Annotated in this window: 23 protein-coding genes, 1 tRNA gene and 2 pseudogenes; 12 read left to right on the forward strand and 14 right to left on the reverse strand. The window is 65.7% G+C overall.

The genetic code is table 11. The annotated features are described in order from the left end of the window. Positions 1–30: 30 nt before the first annotated feature. The gene (locus AUL32_RS03350; protein WP_082659226.1) at positions 31–987 is read left to right on the forward strand and encodes a substrate-binding domain-containing protein; all 957 of its coding nucleotides are present in this window, start codon (positions 31–33) and stop codon (positions 985–987) included. Between the two features lie 24 nt (positions 988–1,011). Next, a complete protein-coding gene (locus tag AUL32_RS03355; protein ID WP_062111755.1) occupies positions 1,012–3,060 on the forward strand; it encodes a HAMP domain-containing methyl-accepting chemotaxis protein in 2,049 nt (682 codons plus the stop codon). A gap of 71 nt (positions 3,061–3,131) precedes the next feature. Here AUL32_RS03355 and AUL32_RS03360 read toward each other — a convergent pair whose 3' ends face one another. From AUL32_RS03360 to AUL32_RS26370, 5 genes and pseudogenes are all read right to left on the reverse strand, one after another. Further along, positions 3,132–3,473 (reverse strand): CsbD family protein, encoded by a 342-nt coding sequence (locus AUL32_RS03360; protein WP_062111757.1) that lies wholly within the window; start codon positions 3,471–3,473, stop codon positions 3,132–3,134. 158 nt (positions 3,474–3,631) lie between these two features. Continuing rightward, the gene (locus AUL32_RS03365; RefSeq protein ID WP_061974918.1) at positions 3,632–3,811 is read right to left on the reverse strand and encodes a DUF3606 domain-containing protein; all 180 of its coding nucleotides are present in this window, start codon (positions 3,809–3,811) and stop codon (positions 3,632–3,634) included. Between the two features lie 23 nt (positions 3,812–3,834). After that, entirely contained in the window at positions 3,835–3,999 is a 165-nt protein-coding gene (locus tag AUL32_RS25540; protein ID WP_187301309.1) for a hypothetical protein, read from the reverse strand. A 236-nt stretch (positions 4,000–4,235) separates the two neighbouring features. After that, the gene (locus tag AUL32_RS26365; RefSeq protein ID WP_306302885.1) at positions 4,236–4,715 is read right to left on the reverse strand and encodes a hypothetical protein; all 480 of its coding nucleotides are present in this window, start codon (positions 4,713–4,715) and stop codon (positions 4,236–4,238) included. A gap of 170 nt (positions 4,716–4,885) precedes the next feature. Further along, a pseudogene (locus AUL32_RS26370) lies at positions 4,886–5,044 on the reverse strand (ArsR/SmtB family transcription factor); the annotation flags it as partial. A 294-nt stretch (positions 5,045–5,338) separates the two neighbouring features. Here AUL32_RS26370 and AUL32_RS24965 point away from each other — a divergent pair. After that, a pseudogene (locus AUL32_RS24965) lies at positions 5,339–5,492 on the forward strand (EamA/RhaT family transporter); the annotation flags it as partial. 319 nt (positions 5,493–5,811) lie between these two features. Here the strand turns inward: AUL32_RS24965 and AUL32_RS03380 are convergent. From AUL32_RS03380 to AUL32_RS03405, 6 genes are all read right to left on the reverse strand, one after another. Further along, positions 5,812–6,828 (reverse strand): DUF3829 domain-containing protein, encoded by a 1,017-nt coding sequence (locus tag AUL32_RS03380; RefSeq protein ID WP_062111761.1) that lies wholly within the window; start codon positions 6,826–6,828, stop codon positions 5,812–5,814. A gap of 40 nt (positions 6,829–6,868) precedes the next feature. Further along, positions 6,869–7,372 (reverse strand): hypothetical protein, encoded by a 504-nt coding sequence (locus AUL32_RS03385; protein ID WP_062111763.1) that lies wholly within the window; start codon positions 7,370–7,372, stop codon positions 6,869–6,871. 96 nt (positions 7,373–7,468) lie between these two features. Next, the gene (locus tag AUL32_RS03390) at positions 7,469–7,915 is read right to left on the reverse strand and encodes a hypothetical protein (RefSeq protein ID WP_062111765.1); all 447 of its coding nucleotides are present in this window, start codon (positions 7,913–7,915) and stop codon (positions 7,469–7,471) included. Positions 7,916–7,944: 29 nt separating this feature from the next. Next, the gene (locus tag AUL32_RS03395; RefSeq protein ID WP_062111767.1) at positions 7,945–8,220 is read right to left on the reverse strand and encodes a hypothetical protein; all 276 of its coding nucleotides are present in this window, start codon (positions 8,218–8,220) and stop codon (positions 7,945–7,947) included. 9 nt (positions 8,221–8,229) lie between these two features. After that, complete coding sequence (locus AUL32_RS03400; protein ID WP_062111769.1) at positions 8,230–8,472, reverse strand: ABZJ_00895 family protein; 243 nt, start codon at positions 8,470–8,472, stop codon at positions 8,230–8,232. Then, positions 8,469–8,882: a hypothetical protein gene (locus AUL32_RS03405; protein ID WP_062111771.1), complete on the reverse strand. Its 414-nt coding sequence runs from the start codon at positions 8,880–8,882 to the stop codon at positions 8,469–8,471. Before AUL32_RS03405 ends, AUL32_RS03400 begins: the two co-directional genes overlap by 4 nt. Before the next feature lie 792 nt (positions 8,883–9,674). Here AUL32_RS03405 and AUL32_RS03410 point away from each other — a divergent pair. The 4 genes from AUL32_RS03410 (at position 9,675) to AUL32_RS26390 (ending at position 15,065) form a co-directional block, all read left to right on the forward strand. Then, positions 9,675–10,055, forward strand: a complete 381-nt coding sequence (locus tag AUL32_RS03410) for a hypothetical protein (protein WP_062111773.1) — start codon at positions 9,675–9,677, stop codon at positions 10,053–10,055. Positions 10,056–10,162: 107 nt separating this feature from the next. After that, on the forward strand, positions 10,163–11,752 hold the full coding sequence (locus AUL32_RS03415; protein ID WP_062111775.1) for a hypothetical protein: 1,590 nt from the start codon (positions 10,163–10,165) through the stop codon (positions 11,750–11,752). An 82-nt stretch (positions 11,753–11,834) separates the two neighbouring features. Then, positions 11,835–14,129: an FdhF/YdeP family oxidoreductase gene (locus AUL32_RS03420; protein ID WP_062111777.1), complete on the forward strand. Its 2,295-nt coding sequence runs from the start codon at positions 11,835–11,837 to the stop codon at positions 14,127–14,129. Between the two features lie 318 nt (positions 14,130–14,447). Next, a complete protein-coding gene (locus AUL32_RS26390; protein WP_082659230.1) occupies positions 14,448–15,065 on the forward strand; it encodes a tyrosine-type recombinase/integrase in 618 nt (205 codons plus the stop codon). A 9-nt stretch (positions 15,066–15,074) separates the two neighbouring features. On the opposite strand, the gene AUL32_RS03430 is transcribed toward AUL32_RS26390, so the two are convergent. After that, positions 15,075–15,148: transfer RNA gene (locus AUL32_RS03430), tRNA-Gln, on the reverse strand. A 578-nt stretch (positions 15,149–15,726) separates the two neighbouring features. Here AUL32_RS03430 and AUL32_RS03435 point away from each other — a divergent pair. Together AUL32_RS03435 and AUL32_RS03440 are read left to right on the forward strand one after the other, a co-directional pair. Beyond that, positions 15,727–17,016, forward strand: coding sequence for a Ppx/GppA phosphatase family protein (locus tag AUL32_RS03435; protein WP_082659243.1), 1,290 nt, complete (start codon positions 15,727–15,729; stop codon positions 17,014–17,016). Further along, positions 17,013–17,756, forward strand: coding sequence for an RlmE family RNA methyltransferase (locus tag AUL32_RS03440; RefSeq protein ID WP_062111781.1), 744 nt, complete (start codon positions 17,013–17,015; stop codon positions 17,754–17,756). Before AUL32_RS03435 ends, AUL32_RS03440 begins: the two co-directional genes overlap by 4 nt. Before the next feature lie 65 nt (positions 17,757–17,821). Here AUL32_RS03440 and AUL32_RS03445 read toward each other — a convergent pair whose 3' ends face one another. Then, complete coding sequence (locus AUL32_RS03445; protein WP_061974941.1) at positions 17,822–19,210, reverse strand: MFS transporter; 1,389 nt, start codon at positions 19,208–19,210, stop codon at positions 17,822–17,824. Positions 19,211–19,784: 574 nt separating this feature from the next. Between AUL32_RS03445 and AUL32_RS03450 the strand changes: the two genes are divergently transcribed. Beyond that, complete coding sequence (locus tag AUL32_RS03450; protein WP_062111783.1) at positions 19,785–20,789, forward strand: MBL fold metallo-hydrolase; 1,005 nt, start codon at positions 19,785–19,787, stop codon at positions 20,787–20,789. Between the two features lie 104 nt (positions 20,790–20,893). Beyond that, the gene (gene guaB / locus AUL32_RS03455; protein WP_061974945.1) at positions 20,894–22,399 is read left to right on the forward strand and encodes an IMP dehydrogenase; all 1,506 of its coding nucleotides are present in this window, start codon (positions 20,894–20,896) and stop codon (positions 22,397–22,399) included. Between the two features lie 19 nt (positions 22,400–22,418). Here the strand turns inward: guaB and AUL32_RS03460 are convergent, their stop codons facing one another. After that, on the reverse strand, positions 22,419–23,384 hold the full coding sequence (locus AUL32_RS03460) for a hydrogen peroxide-inducible genes activator (protein WP_062111785.1): 966 nt from the start codon (positions 23,382–23,384) through the stop codon (positions 22,419–22,421). A 97-nt stretch (positions 23,385–23,481) separates the two neighbouring features. On the opposite strand from AUL32_RS03460, the gene AUL32_RS03465 reads away from it, so the two are divergent. Beyond that, entirely contained in the window at positions 23,482–24,987 is a 1,506-nt protein-coding gene (locus tag AUL32_RS03465; protein ID WP_062111852.1) for a catalase, read from the forward strand. The last annotated feature ends 49 nt before the right edge of the window (positions 24,988–25,036 follow it).

The following is a 25,036-nucleotide window of genomic DNA, read 5'->3' on the forward strand; positions in this document are numbered from 1 at the left end:
GTCCGATGCAAGCACAAGGGATACTTCGCCATGCGGTTGCTTTCTCTCGCCCGAACGCGGCCCGTGCCACGCCTCTTGGCAGCGTTTCTGCTTCAGGCGGCCTTCGTTTCGCCGGTCCTGGCGCAGACGATCGGCCTTGCGATGCCGGTCACCACGGACACGTTCCGCATCACCATCGGCAAGGGGATCGAGGACGCCGCCAAGGCCGCCGGGCTGCATATCTCCAAGACCGACGCCCAGAACGACGAGACGCTGCAGATCGCCAATGTGAAACAGCAGATCGCCGATGGCGTCTCCGCCTTGATCGTGCTCGGCATCAGCGCCAGAGTGGAAGCCGAAACGACGGCGATGGCCCGCAGCGCCAAGATCCCGATCGTCTTCGTCAACCACGAGCCGGACCACGCGCTTCTGGGCGACGGCGTGGCCTATGTCGGTTCCGAGGAGCGCGTGGCGGGAACCTTGCAGGCCGAGGAAACCTGCCGGCTCATGAACGGCAAGGGCTCCGTGGTCGTGCTTCTGGGCGAGCTGACCCATCCCGCCGCCAGAGCGCGGACGCGCTACGTTCACGAGGTCCTGGCCAAGCCGGAATGCCGCGGCATCGAACTTCTGGAAGAGCAGGGGGCCAACTGGGACCGGGCGGAAGCGCAGGCGTTGGTCAAGTCCTTCCTCGATGGCGGACTGCATCCCGGCGGCGTGATCGCCAACAATGACGACATGGCGCTCGGCGCTATCGACGCGCTGAAGCCGACCGGTGTCAAGGCCGTGATCACCGGCATCGACGCGACGGACAGCGGTCTGGCGGCCATGAAGGACGGCGATCTCTCCGCGACCATCCTTCAGGACGGCCCGGCCCAAGGTGCTCTCAGCGTTCAGATCGCGCGCAAGATGATGGCCGGCGAAGCCGTCGAGCCGCTGAATTGGATTCCCTTCGTTCTGGTGCGACCGGACGACGTTCCCGCCCTTCTCGCCTCGCGCGCCGCCCGCTAGCCGCCTTTTTCAGGAACGATCCCCATGCGTATCCGCACCCGTCTTTTCATGTCCTTCGGCGCCGTGCTCGTTCTGGCGGCCGTCTCCGGCACGCTCGGTATCCAAAAGCTGTCGGAGGGCAACGAACGCATGAACGCCTTCGTGGCCGGCCCCTTCGACCGGAGCGCCAAGCTCTCCGAACTGCGCGAAACCGTCGCCCAGGCCCAGCAGGTGGCGGGCGACACGATCCTCTCCCATGTCGACGCCGACATCGCCAACGGCCGGGCGCGATACGACACGCTTTACAAGTCGGCGCTCGGTCAGATCGAAGCCTTCCGCGCCAGCGGGTCGCCGGTTCAGGCCGCGCAGATCGACGCGTTCAAGGTTAATCTGGAACGCTTCGATGCGCTGGCCCGCAAGGCCTCCGACCTCGCCATGCAGAACGACGCGACGCGCGCATCGGAGCTCGACCGGTCCGCGATCCAGCCGATCGGCGGCCGGCTCGATCTGTCCATGGGCAGCCTTCGCGACGAGATCGTTCTCCTGAACGGACCGGAAGCGGCGATCACCACCGCCGGCCAGCTGCGCGCCGACGTGCCGACCTTCCGCCGCATCCTGATCCGCAGCCTGTCGGAAACCGACGACGCGGAGCTGGCCAAGCTCGCCGACAACGCCCGCGCCTTCACGCAGATGATCGACCAGAAGCTGGCGCGCCTCGCCAAGGCGCTCGACGTCGCCAAGATCGATCCGCCCGCGTTCGTTCGCGTCAAGACGCTCTGGGCCGAGTTCAAGCCCCAGACCGAAGCCCTGCTGGCGCACGGCGTCGCGAACTCGACCTTCCATGCCGGCCAGATCCTGCGCAACGACATCGCCCCGGTTTTGACTCAGCTGCAGGACGAGCTGACCCGCTTCACCGCGGCCGAGAAGGCCGGCGCCGAGGCGGTGTCGGCTCGCGACGCCGAGGCCTTCGCCTCTACCCGTCTTCTCCTGATCGGCTTCGGCGTTCTGGCCGTCCTAGTTGGCGTGATGGCGGCGCTCTGGATGGCCTGGTCCCTTTCGCGCGGCCTCAAGCGTTCCCTCGCCATGGCGGAGACGATCGGCTCGGGCGATCTGACCGAGGTCGAGAACGTGCGGGACCGGGACGAGTTCGGAGACCTCTACCGGGCCACCACGGCGATGACGCTGCGGCTCCGCGAGATCGTGGGCGACGTGGTGAACTCGGCTGCGCAGGTTTCTTCCGGCTCGGCCCAGTCGGCGCAGGCCGCCGAACAGCTCTCGTCGGGCGCCACTGAACAGGCGGCGGCTTCCGAGCAGGCCTCGGCCGCGATCGAGCAGATGGCCGCCAATGTCCGCCACACCGCCGAGAACGCCACGACTACCGAAAAGATCGCGGTGCAGGCGGCAGAGCGGGCCGGACGCAGCGGCATGGCCGTCACCCGTTCGGTCGACGCCATGCGCACGATCGCCGAGAAGATCGCGATGGTGCAGGAAATCGCCCGGCAGACCGATCTCCTGGCCTTGAACGCGGCGATCGAGGCGGCGCGCGCTGGCCAGCACGGAAAGGGCTTCGCGGTGGTCGCTTCCGAAGTGAGAAAGCTCGCCGAGCGCTCGCAGAAGGCGGCGGCCGAGATCGGCACACTGTCCACCGAAACGCTGCAGGTGTCGGAAGAGGCCGGGCAGATGCTGGGAACTCTGGTGCCGGATATTCGCAAGACGGCCGAACTCGTCTCGGAAATCTCGGCGGCCTGCCGCGAGCAATCGATCGGCGTCGAGCAGATCAACCAGGCGATCACGCAGCTCGATCAGGTCACGCAGGGCAATGCCGGCGCGTCCAACGAGATGGCCGCGACGGCCGAACAGCTCTCGGCGGAAGCGCAGCGGCTGCAGGAGCGCGCGAGCTTCTTCAAGCTCGACGGCCATGACCATGGCCATCGGAGCGCGGCCAAAGCGCCTGCCGCCGAGGCCACCGGGGCAGCGAACGTTACCGCCCTCAAGCCGGCGCTTTCCAAGGTCGCCCCCAAGGCCGCTCCGGTTCGGCCCGCCAAGGGCATCGACCTCGATCTGGAAAGCGACTTCGAGCGCTTGAGCGCCTGACATCCGGGCAGACCACAAACAGAAAGGCGCGCTCGAACGAGCGCGCCTTTTGGCATCGGATCGGAAATTCGTTAGTGGCGGTCGCGCAGCGTCAACCCGAGAAACAGGCCGACAAGGCCGGCGACGAGCAGGGCCGACAGCGGATTGTCATGGACCTTGCGTCGCATGACCTTCTGGCCCTCCTGAGCGTAGGAGCCGGCGTTCTCGTAAAGGCTCGCCGCGTATTTGGACGCTTCGTGCGTGGCCTCGCGCAGGGCGTCGCGGCCTTCGCCATAAAGGTTCTGCGCGGTGCCCTCGGCCTGGCGCAACCGGCCCTCGGCCGCGTTCCGGTCGGAGCCCACGGCTTCCCCGAACGAACCCTGCAGCTTCCCGCCCCAGTTCTTCGCGGCGCCTTCGATACGGTTCTTGTCCAAGACTTGAGGCCTCCTTGCTGACGGGCGCTCGCTGGCCCTGTCCGGTAAAGCGATTGGGCGGCCATTGGTTCGATCCCGGCCGGATTTTTCGCGCAAAGGAGGCTGCGTTGGAAAAGAAAAAGCCCAGCCCCGGCTCGCGGCAGGGCTGGGAGGAGGCCTCACGCCTGGCGTGCGGCCATGTAGGAGTCGAGCTTCTTGCGCGAGGGCCCGTATCGCTTGATGATCGTCTTCGCTTCGCCGGGCGGAATACCGTATTTGCGCGCGAATGACTCTGGATCGTAGGGCTCTTCGGTCGCCTTCTTCGGTGCACTCGGGCTCTGTGTCTTGGAATCGACCATGGGGTTCCCCCTTCTGGGGCTAGCTAGTCCGCCGCATCGGATTGAGGTTCGGGCCGCTCATCGGCCTCTTCCTTCGTGCGGGTCTCGGTCTGGCGCTTGGAGGCCTTCAACTCGGCCTTTTCGGCCTTCTTGGCGGCCTTGGCCTTGCTGCGCTCCTGACGCTCGAAATTGTAGTTCGGTGCCCGCATCCGTGTGCCTCTCTCAAAAGTCAGGTCGTGTACATATAGGGGAACATCGCGAGAACGTAAGTGTTTCGCGCGCGCTGGAAGGGTTTTAACAGGGGAGCCGTGACGGAACATACTCGGGATCGCGCTCTCGCCTCGTTCGCCCGTCGTGTTTCGCATCGCGGATGGTGAGAAGGCATCTTGCCATAGGGCGAATCGGCGGGTGCTCCGACGGTCTCGAAATGCTGACCCCTGGCCGATCAGGCCGAGGGCGCGCCGGTCCGCTGCTTAGCGGGTTCCACAGGCGCCTCGACAAAATCTCCCGCAACAGGCAGGGGCTCCTTCATCTCCCGCGCGGATGGGCTAAGCCAGACCTGCTCGCAACGGAACGTCTCCGGAAAGCCGCGCTCGCCGGCCGGGCTGATCCGCAGCGTTCGGCTTTTCGGTGTGCGCACGAGCCAGCCCAGTTCCACCGAGCGCTCGAGGAGAGCGGTGCCGAGCTTGCCCGCCAGATGCGGACGGCGCTCGCTCCAGTCGAGGCACGACCGGCAGAGCGGGCGCTTGCCTCTGGACAGTGACGTGACGTCGACCCCGAACGCGGCGAGGAAGCGCGCGCCTTCGTCGGTGACCAGCCCGACGCCATCCTCCAGTCGGACGAAATCCCGCCGCTGGAGCGCGTCGGCGATCGCGACGCCGAGACGGCCCGCGATATGATCGTAGCAGGATCGGGCCAGGCGCATCGCCGCATCGCGAGGCCCCCGCACCCGCTGCGGCTTGACGGCGATGTGCCCGAGAGCGCCATCAGCCCTTCCAGCGCTTGCGCGACGGCGGGGGAGGCGAGGCTGACATAGCGGTGCCGGCCTTGCCGCAGGGTGGCGACGAGGCCGCCCTCCGCAAGCTTGACGAGATGGCCGCTCGCGGTCTGCGCGGTGACGCCGGCATGGGCGGCCAGTTCCCCCGCCGTCAGCGCTTCGCCGGACATCAGCGCTGCCAGCATGTTGGCGCGGGCGGGATCGCCCATCAGAAAGGCTGCTTTCGCGATCGTGTTGCCGGTCGGAGGATCGATCATGGGCGGAGATGATAGGCGGCACGCGCCGGCTTGTCAGGCCACAACGCTTCGGCCAAGACCGAAGCATCCGGCACGGGTGCCGGGTTAAGAGCCGGGGCAAGGCCTCTTGGCAGGGATGTTCGAGGGATTTTCGTTCGAGAATGGAAAGCGAAGATCGAGCGATGCGAAGGCGCAGGCTTAAACATTCGCGACGAAGTTAGCGGACAAACAACCCGACCAGCCGATGCCACAAGGTTTTGCCGAGCGCTCCAAGGCTCCTCGGTATCGTCATCTCCTTTTTTCGAGAGTCCCGATATGGCGGATCACCAGCCGCGCCTTCTCGTCAGCCTCCTGATGCTGCTCGCCCTCGCCACCCTCTGGGGCGCGTCCTACAGTTTCATCAAGGTGGGCGTCGCCACCATTCCGCCCGTCACGCTCATCGCCGCGCGAACGCTGATCGCGGGGAGGGCCTGCGACCGTCTGTCGGCCGTGAGGTCGATCTCCTTTTCCCCTTCCGCCTCGATGACGTCATCCATCGCGCGGCAAACCGCGAGGTTCTCGGCCCGGCCGATCGTGTTCCCGTCCTCGAACTCGGAGCCGTCGTCGAAGAGCAGGGAAGGCGGCTTATCCTCCCTCCCGGTGCCGCCACCAAGGATTGAAAGAACCTTCCTGACGATGCTCGACAATGCCTCCCTGGTGTGGCGATAGACAAGACCCGTCTCGAATGGTCGAAGCTCGCCGGCGGGAATGGAGCTGTGAACGCAACGCTTCGGGCCGGATGCAGCGGCTTATTGGCCATTGCCGGCGCGCATGTTGAAATCGTCCACGAGGCCGTTCAAGGCCTGCGTCATATGGTCCAGGTCCGCGTCGGCCGTTCCCGGATCGCCATGGGCCGTGTTGCGCCGCACCGTCTTGATCGCCGCGAGAAGGTCTGCGGCGCGCGACTCGATATGGAACAGGACGGGCTTGTTCCCAAGAGAGGTCGTCACCGACGAGTGCGCGGACATGTAGGTGCGGGCGTCCTGAAGCGCGTCCTCCAAGGCGCGTTCGGCCTTGACGACGTGCGGGACACGGACCTTTCCGTCCCGAATGGCCTGCCGCGTCTCGTCAAAGCTCAGTCGGGCTTGGTATATCAGGTTCAGCGCATGCCATCGATACGCGCGCCCCTCGCGACGCTCGATCTCCACGAGTTCGAGGCGCGTGCTCACAAGGTTCGCGGCGGCAACGACCTCGCGCATCCGGTCGGAGACATCGAGAAACCGCCCGAACAGGGCCACGAGCTTGGGATGCAGGTCCGCACGCATCCCGTGCCAGTCGTCGTCGCGATAGGTCTCCTGCTCGAGATAATCGTCGGTCCGGTTCAGGACCGGTACAAGCGCTTCCAGCGCATCGGCATAAAGGAGGCCCAGCTCGTCGAGCGCGGGATCGTGCGGGGTCGCTCGACCTGCCGCCCTGAGGCCCGCAGCGCAGTCGCGGGAGAAACCGTTGTCGACCTCGTAGGGCGCGATCTTGAAGCTGCGATGCAGGATCGGCCCGCCTTCGAAGGCCGCCGGAAAGCTTTGGCGATACCGATCGTAGTTCGCCCGCATCGCGGCATCGACGCGATTGATGCAGGTGACGAAGGCGCCAAGCTTGGTCGCAAGGTCGTCCACGTTATCAGCCGAGGGTTCGGCGCCGGACCGCGCCGCCCCCCGCAGGCCAATGTCGCGCAGCAGCGAGGGCACATCGCCGCCTTTCGCCACGAAGACGATGGCCAGGACGATCAGGGCCAGGACGATCTTAGCGACCTGTTTCAGGATGGGCATGGCATGGCTCGCCGAACGGAATGCCCCGGCTGGACGCGGATCAGAGATTCGCTTCGAGAACCGTGGTGATGGCCTTCACGCGCGGGTCGAGGTCGTCCACGTTCGTGAACGGCTTCCAGTTCAGCGTCAGCACACCACCCGAGAAGCCGACGCCCTCCTGATAGTTCGAGCTCGGCGCGCTTGCCTCTTCATAAGTAATGACGATTGATGTCAGTCTGTCCTTCAAAGCTTGCTTGCCGATGTCGTCGGAGGAGATGGCGGACAGAGCTTTGATCAACGGATCGATGATCGGCTTGCGCAGGTAGTCGTCGCTTGCGTAGTTTTCCGCTGAGCCGGGCGGAGCCAGACTTTTCAGGTCCAGCGTCACGGGCACGGGAAAGCCGGCAGACTCGTGGATCGCTCGTTCGAGAGGCGGCCAGACATCCTTCGAATAGGCCGCGATGGCCCGGCGCTCGGCCAGTCCGCCGTCGCCCTGCGCCAAGGCGTTGGACATCGGCAGGACGAGGAGGGTCGAAGCGAGGAGAACGGCACGGACGAGCGGCATAGGGAATCCTCTTGTGGTCTCATCGAGAGAACGGGGACGGCTCGAAGGCGCGCCTATCCGTTTTGTGAATGTTGACGGGTGCGCAGGCCGACGGCGCTACTGCGCGGCCTTGAGAGCCTCGGCGTTCTCGTCATCGGACTTGCAGTATTCCTGCAGCGTCTGGCTTACGCCTTCCGCCATCTGCTCGACGGCGATCTGGCTGTCCTCGCCATTGTAGATGACGCCTTCCGCCCCCTTCTTTCGATAGAGAGCTGCTGTCGCCGGATCGGCGGGCGCGGGCAGCGAAGCGAGGAAGCTCTCGTAGATGACTGCGGTACCCTGTGAGGGGAAGCCTTTGCCGATGCAGTATTGGAGAACGCCAAGCTGGTTGCTTATCTGACGATACAGGCTGTCGGGATCAGGCGTCTGGGTCGCGCTCGTCTGGATTGCCAGCACGGAAGCGCAAGTGGCCAACACCATCGGGGCCGTGATCAGAAAGCGGGCAAGGCGGCACACAAATCTCAACGCAATTCTCCTGCTGTTGGGAAAGACGGTGTCGGACATCGCGGCGCGGTTGCTCCCGCGCGTGGCAGTCAGCGGGAGCGGCGAGCCGCGTTCGCCGCCTGTCTCTCGCCGTGCTTTTCGGCCGAGAGCGCGCCCAGATGCAGGGTGAGGCGCCCGACGAAAAGCCGAAGCAGCGGCAGAACGGCGATCAAGGCAGGAAGCAGCCACCGGTGATACTGCACGACGGCCGCCATGTCCGTGTCGCCGACGAGGCCGAGATCCACGCCGCTTTCGCCTGGTCTGTTCAGCCACTGCGCAACGCCGGCGTAGAGTGCCAGCGCGATGAGTGCGAGAAGCGTGTTCATCAGGGTAAACTAGATCGCCAGACGCCAGGAGAGCGCCTTGCCGGGACATCGCCCCGAACGCTCGGAGTCTTGGTTGCCGACCATCATGGCGGCGCCCATCAGAGCCAGGACGTTCACGGCATGAGCCGGCATCTCGAAGCCGACGAGGGATGCCACGACGAAAGACAAAATCCCGTAGATGAGGCTGATGGCGATGAGCAAAAGAGCGAAGGCTCCTACCAGACTCTGCTCCGACAGGGCGGGGCTCGTCATTCGCCGCTCGCGCCCTGGAAGCGTTCGCATGCCGCGAAATAGTCGTCCGCCGTGCATCGAAGCGTCGCCGCCTCACAGGTCGCGCCGCCGCGGTGACCCTTGACGACCAACGTCGCACCGGCGGGGATGAAGGCGACGGACAGGGTGTTCCAGTTGTTCGTTGTGATGTCGGTCCAAGCGATCGGCGGCTTGCCGCGAATGCTGACGCCATCGCCGGACAAGACGACGGCGGGGCGGCTGGTTTCGCGCCACAAAGGCAGGACCCGGATCAGAAACAGTAGCACGGCGAAACCGGCCAAGCCGGCGATCCAGTAGAACGTGTGATCCAGGGGGACGGCGGCGCGATCGATGTAGCGACCGGATGCCAAAAACCCGAGAACGGCAGCAAAACTCAGTATGATGGCCGACATGACAAGGAGCTTAGGCGTTGATCGATAGATTTCGTGCCGCTCTGTCTTCGGTTGTGATCCTCTCATTCGCGTCTCCCTTGAAAACAGGGCTAGGATGCCTCGACTGGACCGCCATATCTGCCCTATACGAGGCAAATTGCCCAAAAATCTTGCACATATTGCCGGCTATCAAATTTCCGATTGGTAAGCAAGACGGATTCGAAGTGAAGAAAATCAAGCACAGGATTGGTTGGCGCTCGATATTATCGACACCAAAAATAGTCCAGGCTTTATGGGGAATATAATTCTGGTGATTATCTGCGATTTCTGCATGTAAAAATACAATAAAAATCAATAAGTAATTTTATTTATTGATTTTTTAAGCGAAATATACAAATACTTACATCGGGTATATTCGAATATAATAGTAAAATACGAACGCTAGAGCCGTTAAATTCCCCACAATCATGTTCCGTGAAATTTTCATGCGCAGCAACTTGACGGATGTGTGGTCGGCTAGCGATACAGGTTGTCGATTAGCGACTGTTTCCTGAGTCGACGATCGGTGACGGAACGTCTGTTCCGTTCAGCGGGACTTCTCTACGCTCTTCGCGCCCTCACGACCTCAGCCGTCGTGTGGTGATAAGGGCAAGGGTGCTAACTGGCTCGCCGCGCGCGTCCTCGCGCCCATCGTCAAGCAGACTCAGGCATCACGCCGCCGCGCGATCCGATGGTCCGTCGTGGGCCAGGGCCTGCGGCGCCGAGCGGTTCGTCATCGGCTGGATCATGAGGCGAAATGGGAAGCGTAGGGTTATGCGTTTGCGGCTTTTATTGGCATCGTTCCTTCTACTCCCAATCGCGCAGGCCATCGCCCAGGACAGCGACCCGTTCTACTTGGAGAAGCGTAACGATCTCGGCCTCGTCGCCTATTGCAGCGCACATGGCATGCTGCCGGACGACGGCTACCGCTTCTTCAAGGCCGGTGTGGACGAGATTTTCGGACCTCGTACGAACACACCGGAAGGCGACCTGCACGAGCGGAAGGGGCGCGACGGCATCGCTTATCTGCAAGGCGAGGAGCAGTCGATCCAAGAGATGGCGGCGGCTTATGACGTCGATGTCGCCGAAGTCTGCGGACAGTACAAGGTGCACATTTCGCTGGGGAAGATAGCCGCGAGTCGGCGTGCGAAATGAAGCTTTCACGTTCGCAGCGAAACCGCCACCCCGATCGCGGACACGGTCGTCGAGGTCGCGAGCCCACGTCTCCCGCTCGTAGCATCCACACAGACATAGGATTTCCAATGGTTCGCCGTCCTCTCGCGACGACCGCCCTGGTCGCCTTGCTCGCCCTGCCTGTCTATGCGGAGCCCCTCTCGCCCGAGCCGGCGTCTGCCGGGACCAGCGAAGAAGCGGCCGCGCTGCGTGCCTCGCTCGCCGAATATGTCACACAAGTTCCCTTCGAGAAGGGCATTCTCAGCGTCGAGCCCGATCCGGCGGGGCAGCGCGTCACGCTCAACGGCGCACCCTTCCTGAAGGACTATTTCGGCCTCGAGGCGAAGGTCGCGCCCCTGTCGTTCCTAGTCAGCCCGCGCGCGGACGGAGACTGGAATGTCTTCACGAACGACCCGATCCGCGTCACCTTCGACACCAAGGTCGGCGAGCAGGTCCATGCCTTCGAGTATTCGCAAGGGGAGCAGGTCTTCAAGGGCGTCTTCGCGCCCAACCTCTTCGCTTATCGCGCGGTCGAAGGCTTCGTGCGCGACACGGTCAATATCCAGAACGAGGCGGCCACAGACTCCAGCACGACCATCGCGGGCACCAAGCTCTCGATGAGCGCGGGGCCGGGCGAAGCGGGCGGCGTCGATCTCGACTTCCAGCAGACCTTGACCGACTACGCCCAGACCGTCGGCGTCAAGGCGCCTCCCCCGGTGGAGGGCGAGACGCCCGAGGCGCGGAGCCAAAGGGAACTCGCCGCCTCGCTCTTCATGAGCTTTGGCCTCAAGGCGGGGGAGGTGGAAAGCACCGCCTCGGTAAAGGGCGCGCGCAACGTCGAGGGGCGCGATCTCTACACCCTCCTGCTAGCTTATACAGAGGCGCTGGAGGCCGACCACAGGAAAGCCCTCGCTGGCCCGTTGGGCGAAGATCTGCGCGCGGCGCTCCAGAAAACCATGCCGTTCTGGACCTCCCTCGACGTCGCGGTAACGGCGCGCGAGGCGTCCTTCCAGTCCATGCTCGGTACGCTGCGGTTCGGCGAGGCGAGCCAAGCCACGAGGTTGACGGGGCTCGCCGAGGATGCGCGCCTGGAGACCGACATCTCCTTCGATGGCTTCTCGGTGGACGGCGCGGTCGTGCCGACCTGGGCCGCCCGCTTCGTGCCGAAGGCGGCGCAGCTCGGCGTCGTCGTGTCAGGCGTGGATCTCAAAGCGCCCGCCGATCTCGCGATCCGGCATATCGATTTCACCGCCGACGAACCATTCTCGGAGGAAGTGAAGGCCGAGATCGTCGAGGCGCTCGACCCCGCGCGGATCAAGGTCACCCTTAAGCCGAGCGTGATTCGCGCCACCGACCTAGATCTGCATCTGTCCGGCGAGATGGGCTTCGTGGACGAGAAGCCCACAGGCACGCTGACGGCGCGCGCTGTTGGGCTGGACCAGACGATCGCCAGCTTACAGCGCGCAGCTGAGCGCGAGCCCGACCTGCTCCAAGTCGTCGGCATGGCGCAGATGGCGCAGGGTCTCGGCCGCAAGACCACGAACGGCGACTGGGAATGGGTGGTGCACGTTGCCGCCGACGGCTCCGTCTCGGTCAATGGCGCCTTGGTGAAGGCGCCCGATCCCGAGACCCTGCCAGAGACCGAAACAGGGCCCGCCGAGGACGCCGGCCAACAGTAGGCGACGGCCGGAAACGGCTGGAGCAAGGCGGGCCGCCGAGGCGCCCGGCCCCTATCCCTCGACGATAACGACAGGTCGCACCATGACGACAGAGTTCATCGGCAAGAAGTCGGCGGCCGCTGGTGGCTGGGGCGCGCTCAAGAGCTGCGGCAAGCGGCTGCTCGCAAGCGGCTCGCCCATCACCGGCGCACGCGCCATGCTGAAGGCCAACCAGCCCGACGGGTTCGACTGTCCGGGCTGCGCCTGGGGCGACCCCGAGCACGGCTCATCCTTCGAGTTCTGCGAGAACGGCGTGAAGGCCGTGGCCTGGGAGGCGACGGACAAGCGTGCGACGCCCGAGTTCTTCGCTCGGCACACGGTAAGCGAACTGTCCAAACTATCGGACTACGAACTTGAGCTGAACGGGCGCCTGACGCACCCGATGCGCTACGACCGCGCGAGCGACCGCTATCTCCCGGTCGGCTGGGCCGACGCCTTCGCCGAGATCGGGGCGATCCTCCAAGGTCTCGACAGCCCGAACCGGGCCGAGTTCTACACTTCGGGGCGCACCTCCAACGAGGCGGCCTATCTCTACCAGCTCTTCGTGCGCCTTTACGGCACCAACAATTTCCCCGACTGCTCCAACATGTGCCACGAGGCGAGCGGCGTCGCGCTGCGTCAGGCGATCGGCGTCGGCAAGGGCACGGTGCTGCTCGAGGATTTCGAGAAGGCCGACGCGATCTTCGTGATCGGGCAGAACCCTGGCACCAACCATCCCCGTATGCTCGGGGATCTTCGACGCGCGGCCATGCGGGGAGCAGGCATCGTGGTCTTCAATCCTGTGCGCGAGAAGGGACTGGAGCGCTTCGCCGATCCTCAGGACAAGATCGAGATGCTGCGCGGCGGCAGCCAAGCTATCTCCAGCCATTACTATCAACCCCGGCTCGGCGGCGACATGGCGGCCGTGCGCGGCATGGCGAAAGCTGTCTTCGCCGCAGAGGACGCGGCTCTTCTCGATGGCCGCCCGCCGGTGCTCGACCACGCCTTCCTTGCCGAACACTGCGAGGGGCTGGCCGCGTACCGCGCTATGGTGGAGGCGACAAGCTGGGAGGCGATCGAGGACCAGTCTGGCCTTGGCCGACGCCAGATCGAGGAAGCGGCGGCGATCTATATGTCCGCCGAGCGCGTGATCTGCACCTGGGCGATGGGGGTGACACAGCACCTTCATTCGGTGGACACGATCCGCGAGATCGCAAGCTTCATGCTCCTGCGCGGGCAGTTGGGAAAGCCAGGCGCCGGCCTTTGCCCGGTGCGTGGCCACTCCAACGTGCAAGGGGACCGAACGGTCGGTATCAACGAGAGGCCAGGCTCTGCCTTCCTCGACGCGCTGGAGGCGCGCTTCGGCTTCAAGCCCCCGCGCGAGCCCGGTCACAACGTGCTCGCCGCCATCGGCGCGATGCTGGACGGGACCGCCCAGGCGTTTGTCGGGCTTGGTGGCAATTTCGCAAGGGCAACGCCCGACAGCGCCCTGATCGCCGCCGCGCTCCGCCGCCAGAAACTCACCGTCCACATCGCCACCAAGCCCAACCACTCGCACCTGATGCCGGGGGAGGTGAGCTTCATCCTGCCCTGCCTCGGGCGCACGGAGATCGACAGCCGCCCGGGCGGCGGCACCCAGCTCGTCAGCGTCGAAGACTCCATGAGCATGGTCCACGGGTCGGCAGGCATCAACCCGCCAGTCTCGCCCCATCTCCTGTCGGAGGTCGCGATCGTGGCGGGCATGGCCGAGGCGACGGTCGGCAGCGCCACCGTGGACTGGGCGGCGCTTGCCGCAGACTACGATCGCATCCGCGACTTGATCGAGGACACGATCCCCGGCTTCGAGCGCTACAATGAGCGATTGCGCGTTCCGCGCGGCTTCCACCTGCGCAATGCGGCGGCGAACCGCGAATGGAAGACGCCGAAAGGCCGGGCAATCCTCTCCGATGCCCCCCTGCCGTCCGAGACGGTGCATCAGCGGGCGCGCCGGGATGAGAACCGCTTCGCCCTGCAGACCTTTCGCTCGCACGATCAGTACAACACGACGATCTACGGCCTCGACGACCGCTATCGCGGTGTCTATGGCGAGCGCAACGTGATCTTCATCCACCCGGACGACCTGACCGCGCTAGGCGCCAAGGCCGGCGATCTCGCGGATGTGGTTGGAGCGTTCGATGATGGAATGGAGCGCGTCGCCCCGTCGTTTCGCTTCGTGCCCTATGACATCCCGCGCGGCAGCGTCGCAGGCTATTACCCCGAGCTGAATGTTCTCGTTCCCCTTGCTTCAGCCGGACGGGAAAGCGATACCCCGACTTCGAAATCGATCCTGGTCTCGTTCCGCCGCCGCGAGGGCGCGTGACTCACGAGACAGCCTCGGACGCTGAGCGTCTTGAGGCGCTCATAAGAGTACTCATGGGTCTCGACCCGGCTCTATCGCCGATTGGAGCCGCCATCGTCGCGGCTTGCGCCGAGGGTTTGGCCAGCGACAGTCGCAGCGTCTCCAACGGTCTTGGAATCGCCCATGCCCTGGTGCTGCGCGAGATCCATGCGCTTAGAGCGCAAGGGATACTGGACATCACCCGTCGCGACGCAAGAACGATGCGGACATTCTACGCATTCGCCACCCCATCCTGCTAGGCAATCAAGCGTCGGATGATCAAGGCCAACCCCCTGCAAGGTGGGCGGGCGGCTCTGCAGGGGCGGCGCGCGACGCGAAATCAGATGGTCGCACGAGCAGGAGCAGGCGTTCCTAGCTCACTCGACGGGTGGCATTCGCCTCGCATTCTTGCTGGCGCTCCATACCGGGCAGCGGCAAGGCGATCTCCTGAGCATGCCCTGGCGCGCCTATGACGGGGAATCAATCCGCCTCAAGCAGGGCAAAACGAGCGCGCGAGTGCGAGTGCCTGTAACGGCTGAGCTCAAAGCCGCGCTTGACGCTGTGCCGCAGACGCCGGGCGTGATCCTCACGAACCGCGATGGCGAGGCGTGGACCGCAGATGGCTTCCGGTCGTCATGGCGCAAAGCTTGCGCGAGGGCAGGTGTGGAAGGCGTCACCTTTCGCGACCTGCACGGAACGGCTGCAACACGCCTGCAATCGCGGGATGCTCGGAAGCGGAGATTACGACCATCACGGGCTAATCGCCCTCAGAAGTCCGCTCAATCCTCGATCAGAACTATCTCAGCCGGAATTATTCGCTGGCACTATCAAGCATCGCCGAGCTTGAAGCGACCCAAAAAAACCCGATCAATCACCCGACCAAAGGGCGGGTCCAATAACAAAACGGAAAAAGATTAGAAAAAACAGTGGCTGGGGAACCTGGATTCGAACCAAGACTAGCGGAGTCAGAGTCCGCTGTTCTACCCTTAAACTATTCCCCAGCAGGAGAACGCTTCTTTTCGAAGCGTCTTCGCTCGTTTTGGTCAGCTTGGCTGTCCGCTGCGGCGATGAAGGGGCATTTAGTCGAGTCGGACGGGGGTGTCAACCGTCTTCGTTTGGATTCGCATTCGTCGCCGGATCGTCACGGGGCGAGCGACGCGGGCGTGCGGTGAGGCTTCCGGCCGTGGATATCGCGAGGCGCGCGGGCAAGGGGCGAAGAGGGTGCCTTGTGTAAAAATGGCGGATGACTACACTTCGATTCAACGAAAGCGGCCCTAAGCGGGTCGAGGGAGCGCGCCTTGCGCCGCTCCGGAGATTTGAAGTGATCCATGACACGAGACAAGGGCGAGCGGCGGCGAGGGTAAAGGACGCAAACGGCTTCGGGGCAGACGGGTTTTCCGGCGCGTCCGCCGGGGGCGAGCGATGGGGCGGCGAGGCAGGCGAAAGCCGGCCGCCGCGCCCGCCCGCCGGCTCGTCCGACGCCAAGGCCGGCGAGGCCGTCGGCAAGCCGTCCAAGCGCCAGAAGCGCCGCCGCCGCAAGAACAACGCTCCGGCGGCTCCGCCCGCCGGGGGCGGAGCCATGCGCGAACTGCCCCCCGCCCTCGGCGCCAAGGTGGCCGAGGCGGAGCGCGCGCTGCGCGAGCGAAAGAACGGCAACGCGCCTCGCCCGGCCCCGGTCAAGAATCGCCGGCGGCGCAAGGGGCGCAGCGGCTTTCCGCCGGCTCCCGCCAACGGCGGCAATGCCCCCGCTCCACGGCCCGCCGTGGCGCCGATTGCGCAGGCGCCCGCGATCGCCCGAGCCGCCGCGCCGAACGGCGCTCATGGTTCCAACGGCGCGCACCGCGTTCCCGCCTATGCCGCGCTCGATCTCGGCACCAACAATTGCCGGCTCCTGATCGCCGTGCCGACGCGGCCCGGCCAGTTCCGGGTGATCGACGCGTTTTCGCGAATCGTTCGCCTCGGCGAAGGGCTGGGGCGCACGGGGAGCTTGGCCGGAACGGCGATGGACCGGGCCGTGGCGGCGCTGGAAATCTGCAGTCAGAAGCTGTCGGCGCGCGAGATTCGCGGGGCGCGGCTGATCGCGACGGAAGCGTGCCGTTCGGCCGCCAACGGGCGTGAGTTCATCAACCGCGTGTTTCGCGAGACGGGACTCCGGCTGGAGATCGTCAGCCGCGAGACGGAGGCGCGGCTGGCCGTGTCCGGCTGCGGCTCGCTGATCGACCGCACGGCGCGCGGCGCGGTGCTGTTCGACATCGGCGGCGGCTCCTCGGAAATCGCGCTGCTCGATCTCCGGCGCGGCACCAGCCGGCGGCTGGCCAACAACATCGTCGCCTGGACCTCGCTCCCGGTCGGCGTCGTATCGCTGGCCGAGCGTCATGGCGGGCGCAACGTGACGCCCGAACTCTTCGAGCGCATGGTGAGCGAGGTCGAGGCGATGATCCTCGCCTTTCCCGGTCGCAACCGGCTGGCCGACATCGTCGGGCGGGACGGGTTCCATCTTCTGGGCACCTCGGGCACGGTTACGACGCTGGCTGGCATCCAGCTGGAGCTGGAGCGCTACGACCGGCGGCAGGTGGACGGGCTCTGGCTCAGCGACGGGGATGTCGACCGGTTGGTCGCCCAGCTTCTCGGCTGGAGCTTCGAGGAGCGGGTCGCCAATCCCTGCATCGGTTCGGACCGCGCCGATCTCGTTCTGGCGGGCTGCGCCATCCTTCAGGCCATCCGCCGCATCTGGCCGGCCAAGGTGCTGCGCGTGGCCGACCGGGGCCTGCGCGAGGGACTGCTGACGGAAATGATGGTGGCGGACGGCGTGTGGCGCCGCCCGGCACCGAGCCACACAGGAACAGGACAGGCAGGGTCGGGCGCGTGACGAGTTCGGGACGAGGCGACGATCGCGGGCTGACGGTCCGCGTCAAGAAGAAGCGCGGGCTGAAAGTGTCTTCCCGCCGCTGGCTGGAGCGACAGCTGAACGATCCCTATGTGCGCCGCGCCAAGGCGGACGGGTATCGCTCGCGCGCGGCCTACAAGCTGATCGAGATGGACGACCGCTACAAGCTTCTGAAGAAGGGCATGCGCATCGTCGATCTCGGCGCGGCGCCGGGCGGCTGGTGTCAGGTGGCGGTGGAGCGCACGGCCGGCAAGCCGGAAGAAGCGAAGGTGGTCGGCATCGACTATCTGCCGGTGGACCCGATCCCCGGCGCGACGATCCTGGAGCTCGACTTTCTCGACGACAGCGCGCCGCAGCGGCTGATCGAGGCGCTGGGCGGCGATCCCGACATCGTTCTGTCCGACATGGCGGCGCCGACCACGGGCCATCGGCGGACCGACCATCTGCGCACGCTGCATCTGTGCGAGGTCGCGGCCGATTTCGCCATCCGCACCCTGCGGCCCGGCGGGCACTTTTTGACCAAGACGTTCCAGGGGGGCACCGAGGGCGAGCTTCTGGCGCTCCTGAAGAAGAATTTTCGCTCGGTCCACCATGTGAAGCCGCCGGCCTCGCGCGATGGATCGGTGGAGCTCTACGTGCTGGCCAAGGATTTTCGCGGCCGGCGCAAGCCGGAGGACGCGGAAGCAGACGAGAGCGACGACGAGTCGGGCGAGGAGGCCTGAGGCCTTCTCCCCCGCTAGGATGACGAGGGCGGCCCTCTTGGGAGGACCGCCCTTTTTCGTCGGTTCTATTCGGCGGGAACGCGCCGGCCCGCGACCTCCGCGCCCGCTTCAGCTGGAAGGCGCAGGAAGACGAGCGCCGAAAGAACAGTGACGACGCCCACCACGAAGAAGGCAACCGAGAAGTCGGCGAGCGAGGCGGTGGTGCGGCCCCCCAGCACCATACCCGCTTCCAGAACGGCGCCCGCTGTCGCAACGCCACCGGCGATGGCGACCTGCTGAAACGCCGCGAGCAACGCCGTCGCGTCGCCCGTCTTGGCCTGCGGGACGTCGGCGAAGGCCAGCGTGTTGACGCCGGTGAAGAGCAGCGAGCGGAAGAAGCCGCCGATGAGTAGAAGCAGGACCAGAACCAGGATCGGGGTTTCCGGCCTGTAGAAGCCGATCGAGCCCATCAGGACGCCGCCGACCAGGGCGGCGCCGACCAGCGTCGTGCGGAAGCCGAACTGCTTCAGGATCGGCTTCACCAGCGTCTTCATCATCATCGCGCCGCCGATCGACACGGCGCTGATGAGGCCGGACTGGAAGGGCGAATAGCCGAAGCCGAGCTGGAGCATCAGCGGAAAGAGGAAGGGCACCGCGCCCGCGCCGATGCGAAACAGGCCGCCGCCGACGACGGCCGCCCGCAGCGTCGGAATGCGGAACAGGCGAAGCTCCACCACGGGCCGCTCGTGCCGGCGGGCATGGCGAATGTAGAGAAGCGCGAAGACGAGGCCGAGCAGCGTCGTGGCGACGCCCACCCACGGCGGCAGGGCCGGCAGCGAAACCACCGATAGGCCGAACACGATTCCGGCGCAGGCAAGGCCCGACATGGCGAAGCCCGGCCAGTCGAACTCGACGTCGCGGATCGGCGCGATGAAGGGGAGGAAGCGCTGGGCGAGCATCATGCCGAGGACGCCGATCGGCAGGTTGATGAAGAAGATCCAGCGCCAGTCGGCATAGGTCGAGATCGCGCCGCCGAGCGGCGGGCCGATCAGCGGGCCGACAAGGGCGGGGATCGTGAACCAGGCCATGGCCCCCACCAGATCGGAGCGCGGCACGGCGCGCACCAGAAGGAGGCGGCCGACTGGCGTCATCATGGCCCCGCCGATCCCTTGCAGGAAGCGCGCAGCGACGAAGCCCTCCAGCGAATTGGCGAAGCCGCAGGCGAGCGAGCCCGCCATGAACACGCCGATGGCGCATTGAAACACGGCGCGGGCGCCGAACCGATCGGCCATGCGCCCCGAGATCGGAATGAACACGGCGAGCGACACATAGTAGCTGGTCAGCGCCAGCTTGAGCGCGATCGGGCTGGTGCCGATGTCGCGGGCGATGGTGGCGAGGGATGTCGCGATGACCGTCGAGTCGATGTTCTCCATGAACAGGGCGACGGCAAGGACGACCGGGACGATGCGTTTCACGAGCGAAAGATCCGGCAGGACAGAACGGGACCGGGGCGGAGGCTGGAGCTCGGAGGCCGCCTCAAGGGCGGCGCGATGTCCAGACCCGTCCAGAGGCGGGACCGGCGCTGGCGCAAATCGCCTTCCAGCTTCCTTCGTGGCCCGCTGCCCGGAGGGGGGACGAGGGCTCCTCCTTCGGACGGACCGCGAACGAAGCCGACGCGAATCGCCGCCTGCGACGGGATGGGGTCGACGACACCCGGCAAACCTCGGCGGAACGTCCGGTCTCGTTTTCTCGCCACGAACGCCGCCGCGAAACCTTTGCCATGCGCCCTCGCATCGCTCGCTTCTCGCGTCCTGTCCTTGGGCGAAAACCCCTCGACCAGCCTCCGCGCGACGCGCGTCAGGCACTTTATGTGGACTTCAACAACGGCGGGAAAATGGAAGCGTTGCGCCGCCAGACCCCCTTACGCGAATTTCACGAAATGCGGAGCGTCTTGCCGCGCGGCTCTCCCTTCGCATCTAAAGCCCGAAGCGGCCGGCGCAGGACTCGTTCCCAAGCGATAGCAGTCTGGGGCGTCAGGGGAGAACGCCTATGTCCGACACGATTTGTATCAACCGCCGACACGCGATGATGTTGGCTGCGGGCGGCTTGGCCGCGACCGGCCTGGGGCTCGCCCCCGCCAACGCGCAGAGCACGGAGACGAGCATGACGAGCGCCGACACCCAACCCCTGGCGCCGGGCTGGCACCGGTTCCGCATCGGCGAGGCGGAGATCACCGTGGTTCTCGACGGCATTCGGCCGGGCGAGGGGCCGCATCCCACGTTCGGCGAAGACCAGAGCGCCGATGCCGTGGGCGACCTCATGGCAGCCAACCATCTGCCGCGCGCGCGGTTCGTCAATTTCTTCAACGTCGTCGTGGTGAAGCTTGGCGACCAGCGTATCCTGGTGGACACGGGCTTCGGCGAAGGCGGCCGGGCCAACGGCATGGGCCTCCTGCGCGAGCGCTTGGCGGCGGCGGGCCTTTCGCCGGACGACATCACGCTGGTGGCGCTCACCCATCTGCATGGTGACCATATCGGCGGCCTCACCGAAGGCGGCGCGCCGGCCTTCCCGAAGGCGAGCTATGTCGTCGGCCGCGCGGAGATGGCCTTCTGGACCTCGGACGAGGCCAAGAACGGCCCGCGTGCCGAGAACGCCAAGGCCGTGGAGAAGCAGTTCGCGGGAATCAAGGACAAGGTCCGGCTGATCGAGGACGGCGAGGCGATCGTGCCGGGCATGGTGGCGCGCGCCGCCTTCGGCCACACGCCGGGCATGCTGGCCTTCGAAGTGACGTCCGGCGGCAAGGGCTTGATGCTGACGGCCGACATCTTCTCGCAGTTCGTGGTCTCGTTCCAGAAGCCGGACTGGCAGGTCCGTTTCGATCAGGACAAGCCGGCGGCGGCCGAGACGCGCAAACGCTTCGCGCGCCAGCTTGCCGAATCCGGCATGCCGCTTCTCGGCTATCACCTGCCGTTTCCGGGCCTCGGCTATGTCGCGACTGAAGGCGAGTCGTTCCGCTTCGTGCCGGAGACATACCAGACCCTCGCTGAGGGCTGAGCCGCCGGCCTTTCCAACCGGCGGGCCGCGTGCTACGAGCCCGTGCCAATCCTCGACAATCCGGCGCCCCTCCAGGGCGCCGCGTTTCATTTAAGGACTGGTCCATGGCTCGCATCATCGAAACCGCCACCGGTGCGCTCGCGCTCACCTTCGACGACGTGCTGCTTCAGCCGGGCCATTCGGAGGTCATGCCGGGGCAGGTGGACGTTCGCACCCGCATCACGCGCAGCCTCTTCCTCAACATTCCCATGCTTTCGGCCGCGATGGACACGGTGACGGAATCGCGCCTCGCCATCGCCATGGCGCAGGCCGGCGGCATCGGCGTCATACACCGCAACCTGACGCCCGCCGAGCAGGCCGAGCAGGTGCGCCAGGTCAAGAAGTTCGAATCCGGCATGGTCGTGAACCCCGTCACGATCGGCCCGGACGCGACGCTGGGCGACGCCCGCGCGCTCATGCAGGCCCATCGCATTTCTGGCATCCCGGTCGTGGAAAGCGGCGGCCGGGGCGGCCAGACCAAGGGCCGTCTCGTCGGCATCCTGACCAATCGCGACGTGCGCTTCGCCTCGGACGATCGTCAGAAGATCTTCGAACTGATGACGCGCGAGAACCTCATCACCGTGCGTGAGACGGTGGACCAGGACGAGGCCAAGCGGCTCCTCCACAAGCACCGGATCGAGAAGCTTCTCGTGGTGGACGGCGAGGGCCATTGCATCGGCCTCATCACCGTCAAGGACATCGAGAAGTCGCAGCTGAACCCCAACGCGGCCAAGGACGCGCAGGGTCGCCTTCTGGCCGCTGCCGCAACCAGCGTCGGTGAGGACGGGTTCGAGCGCGCCGAGCGCCTGATCGACGCCGGCATCGACCTGATCGTGGTGGACACGGCCCATGGCCATTCGCAGCGCGTGCTGGACGCTGTCGCCCGCGTCAAGAAAATGTCCAACGAAGTGCAGGTGATCGCCGGCAACGTGGCGACGCCCTCGGGAACGCAGGCGCTGATCGACGCGGGCGCCGACGGCGTCAAGGTCGGCATCGGCCCGGGCTCGATCTGCACCACGCGCATCGTCGCCGGCGTCGGCGTACCGCAGCTCTCCGCCATCATGGATGCCGTCAACGTCGCCGACAAGGCGGGCGTGCCGGTGATCGCCGACGGCGGCATCAAGTATTCCGGTGATCTCGCCAAGGCGCTGGCGGCCGGCGCTTCCGCCGCCATGGTCGGCTCGCTGCTCGCCGGCACCGAGGAAAGCCCCGGCGAGGTCTACCTGCACCAGGGCCGCTCGTTCAAAGCCTATCGCGGCATGGGCTCGGTCGGCGCCATGGCGCGCGGCTCGGCGGACCGCTACTTCCAGGCCGAAGTGCGCGACACGCTGAAGCTCGTGCCGGAAGGCATCGAGGGCCAAGTTCCCTACAAGGGCCCGGTCGGCGCGGTGATCCACCAACTGACCGGCGGCCTGCGCGCCGCCATGGGCTACACGGGCGCTGCCAATCTGGAAGACTTCCGCACCAAGGCGACCTTCGTGCGCATCTCCAACGCGGGCCTGCGCGAGAGCCATGCGCACGACGTCACCATCACCCGCGAAAGCCCGAACTATCCCGGCTTCGGCGCGTAAGCCCCGAGCATCGGAACGGTCAGTCGGAGGCCGGCGGCGCGGAGGCGTCGCCGGTCTTTTCATGTCCGGCCGCAGTCTCCGAAACCGCAGCCTCCGAGAGCCCCAGACACGCCCGGATCATTTCCGCCAGCCGCTCGAAGTCCGACCGGCGGCCGGAGGAGGAGCGGAAGGCAAGCGCGAGGCGGCGGGAGGGGACGGGGGCCTCGAAGGGCAGAAAGCGAATGCCGCCGCCGCGCGCTTCGGTCTCCACCGCGCTTTTCGGCACCAGCGTCACGCCGAGGCCGCCGGCCACCATGCGCATGAGCGTGGTGAGGCTGGTCGCGCCGAGCGTCGCCAGATCGCGCTGCTCCACGATGCGACAGACGTCCAGCGCCTGATCGCGCAGGCAATGGCCCTCTTCGAGCAGGATCAGTCGCTCGCTCTCCAACTGGCTCGGTGCGACGGGCGAGGGGATGCGCCCGGCTTCCGCCTCCGGCACCGCCAGAAAGAACGGGTCCTCGCAGAGCGGGATGGTCGAGACGCCCTTGCGCTCCACCGGCAGCGCCTGGACCACGCAGTCGAGATCGCCCCGCGCCAGCTCGTCCGCCAGGATCGCGGTGACGTTCTCGCGCACGCCGACCGACAGGCGGGGATAGGAGCGCGCCAGCTCCGCCAGAAGGCCGGGCAGGAGATAGGGGGCGAGCGAGGCGATGATCCCGATGCGCAATTGCCCGACCAGAAGTTCGCCCTGGCCCTCGCTCAGGGCTTCCAAATCGCGCACTTCGGCGAGAATGCGCCGCACGCGCCGCTTCACTCGCTCGCCCTCCGGCGTCAGCGAAATGCCGCTGGAGCGGCGCTCGAACAGGGCCGTTCCGAAATGCGCTTCGAGCTGCGCGATCTGCGCTGAGAGCGCCGGCTGCGAGATGTTGAGCCGCCGCGCTGCCTGCCCGAAATGCAGGGTCTCACTGAGGGATTCGAAATAGCGGAGCTGGCGAAGGGTGAGCATCCCGATCAGATAAACTGATCGGTGGGGATTGGAAATACGATTGGAAATTATCGAGAGAATCGGTTGGAATGGTTCTCAACTTCCTATGGAGTTTACGATGACCGACAGACCTCGGCTGACGACCACCGCCGGCGCGCCCCTTTCGTCCAACCAGAATTCCAAGACCGTCGGCCGCAACGGCCCCGTGCTTCTGGAGGACTACCAGCTCATCGAGAAGCTGGCGCACCAGAACCGCGAGCGCGTTCCCGAGCGCGTCGTGCACGCCAAGGGCTGGGGCGCCCACGGCACGCTGACCGTGACCGAGGACATCTCGCGCTACACCCGCGCCAAGCTGTTCAGCCAGGTCGGCAAGCAGACCGAGATGCTGGCCCGCTTCTCAACGGTGGCCGGCGAGCAGGGCGCGGCGGATGCCGAGCGCGACGTGCGCGGCTTTTCGCTGAAGTTCTACACCGAGGAAGGCAACTGGGATCTGGTCGGCAACAACACCCCGGTCTTCTTCGTCGCCGATCCTTACAAGTTCCCGGACTTCATCCACACGCAGAAGCGCCATCCGCGCACCAATCTGCGCTCGGCGACGGCCATGTGGGACTTCTGGTCGCTCTGCCCGGAATCGCTGCATCAGGTGACGATCCTGATGTCGGATCGCGGCATCCCGGTCGATCCTTCGCGAATGAACGGCTACGGCTCGCACACGTTCTCGCTGTGGAACGACCAGGGCGAACGCTTCTGGGTGAAGTTCCACTTCAAGACCCAGCAGGGCCACAAGACCTTCACCAACGAAGAGGCGGAGAAGGTCATCGCCAAGTCGCGCGAATCCTATCAGGAAGCGCTCTATTCCATGATCGAGGAAGGCCGCTTTCCGAAATGGACCATGTTCATCCAGGTCATGCCTGAGATGGAGGCCGACGAGTTCGAGCAGAAGACCGGCTGGAGCGCGTTCGACCTGACCAAGGTCTGGCCGCACGGCATGTACCCGCTGATCAAGGTTGGCGAGTTCGAGTTGAACCGCAACCCGGACAACTACTTTACCGATATCGAGCAGTCTGCCTTCAACCCGTCCAACGTGGTGCCGGGCATCGGCTTCTCGCCGGACAAGATGCTTCAGGGCCGCCTGTTCTCCTATCCCGACGCGCATCGCTACCGGATCGGCGTCCACTACGAGTCGCTGCCCGTCAACAAGCCGCGCTCGCCGGTGAACCACTACAACCGCGACGGTTCGATGCCCTTCGGCATCATGACCAACCCGGACGCCTATTACGAGCCGAACTCGTTCGGCGGCCCGGTGGAAGACCCGAGCGTGGAAGAGCCACCGCACCGCTATAGCGGTCAGGTCGGGCGCTACGAGTTCCGCGCCGAGGCAGACCACTATTCGCAGCCGCGCGCGCTGTTCAACATGTTCGACGACGCCCACAAGCAGCGCCTGTTCAAGACGCTGGCCGGCGCCATGCAGGGCGTTCCGCAGTTCATCGTGGACCGCCAGTTCGCCCATTTCGATAAGGTCGATCCGGCCTATGGCGCGGGCGTGCGCAAGGCGCTGTCCGAGCAGGGCCGCGACGACGAGCAGGCGAGCCTGACCACGAGCCACAGCGCCGCGGCCGAGTAAACCGCTTCGCCAGCACGAGACGACAGGAGGGCCGGGAGCGATCCCGGCC

The sequence above is a fragment of the Aureimonas sp. AU40 genome (assembly GCF_001463785.1).
Classification (GTDB): domain Bacteria; phylum Pseudomonadota; class Alphaproteobacteria; order Rhizobiales; family Rhizobiaceae; genus Aureimonas.

Excerpts from the sequence above, each read along its gene's own strand:
- AUL32_RS03355 (WP_062111755.1), top strand. The coding sequence starts at position 1,012 with ATGCGTATCCGCACCCGTCTTTTCATGTCCTTCGGCGCCGTGCTCGTT.
- guaB (WP_061974945.1), top strand. The coding sequence starts at position 20,894 with ATGGCTCGCATCATCGAAACCGCCACCGGTGCGCTCGCGCTCACCTTC.
- AUL32_RS03365 (WP_061974918.1), bottom strand. The coding sequence starts at position 3,811 with ATGGTCGATTCCAAGACACAGAGCCCGAGTGCACCGAAGAAGGCGACC.
- AUL32_RS03400 (WP_062111769.1), bottom strand. The coding sequence starts at position 8,472 with ATGACGAGCCCCGCCCTGTCGGAGCAGAGTCTGGTAGGAGCCTTCGCT.
- AUL32_RS03415 (WP_062111775.1), top strand. The coding sequence starts at position 10,163 with ATGGTTCGCCGTCCTCTCGCGACGACCGCCCTGGTCGCCTTGCTCGCC.
- AUL32_RS26365 (WP_306302885.1), bottom strand. The coding sequence starts at position 4,715 with ATGCGCCTGGCCCGATCCTGCTACGATCATATCGCGGGCCGTCTCGGC.
- AUL32_RS03420 (WP_062111777.1), top strand. The coding sequence starts at position 11,835 with ATGACGACAGAGTTCATCGGCAAGAAGTCGGCGGCCGCTGGTGGCTGG.
- AUL32_RS03395 (WP_062111767.1), bottom strand. The coding sequence starts at position 8,220 with ATGAACACGCTTCTCGCACTCATCGCGCTGGCACTCTACGCCGGCGTT.
- AUL32_RS03350 (WP_082659226.1), top strand. The coding sequence starts at position 31 with ATGCGGTTGCTTTCTCTCGCCCGAACGCGGCCCGTGCCACGCCTCTTG.
- AUL32_RS25540 (WP_187301309.1), bottom strand. The coding sequence starts at position 3,999 with ATGCGGGCACCGAACTACAATTTCGAGCGTCAGGAGCGCAGCAAGGCC.
- AUL32_RS03465 (WP_062111852.1), top strand. The coding sequence starts at position 23,482 with ATGACCGACAGACCTCGGCTGACGACCACCGCCGGCGCGCCCCTTTCG.
- AUL32_RS03405 (WP_062111771.1), bottom strand. The coding sequence starts at position 8,882 with ATGTCGGCCATCATACTGAGTTTTGCTGCCGTTCTCGGGTTTTTGGCA.
- AUL32_RS03450 (WP_062111783.1), top strand. The coding sequence starts at position 19,785 with ATGTCCGACACGATTTGTATCAACCGCCGACACGCGATGATGTTGGCT.
- AUL32_RS03435 (WP_082659243.1), top strand. The coding sequence starts at position 15,727 with ATGCGCGAACTGCCCCCCGCCCTCGGCGCCAAGGTGGCCGAGGCGGAG.
- AUL32_RS03380 (WP_062111761.1), bottom strand. The coding sequence starts at position 6,828 with ATGCCCATCCTGAAACAGGTCGCTAAGATCGTCCTGGCCCTGATCGTC.
- AUL32_RS03460 (WP_062111785.1), bottom strand. The coding sequence starts at position 23,384 with ATGCTCACCCTTCGCCAGCTCCGCTATTTCGAATCCCTCAGTGAGACC.
- AUL32_RS03385 (WP_062111763.1), bottom strand. The coding sequence starts at position 7,372 with ATGCCGCTCGTCCGTGCCGTTCTCCTCGCTTCGACCCTCCTCGTCCTG.
- AUL32_RS03410 (WP_062111773.1), top strand. The coding sequence starts at position 9,675 with ATGCGTTTGCGGCTTTTATTGGCATCGTTCCTTCTACTCCCAATCGCG.
- AUL32_RS03390 (WP_062111765.1), bottom strand. The coding sequence starts at position 7,915 with ATGTCCGACACCGTCTTTCCCAACAGCAGGAGAATTGCGTTGAGATTT.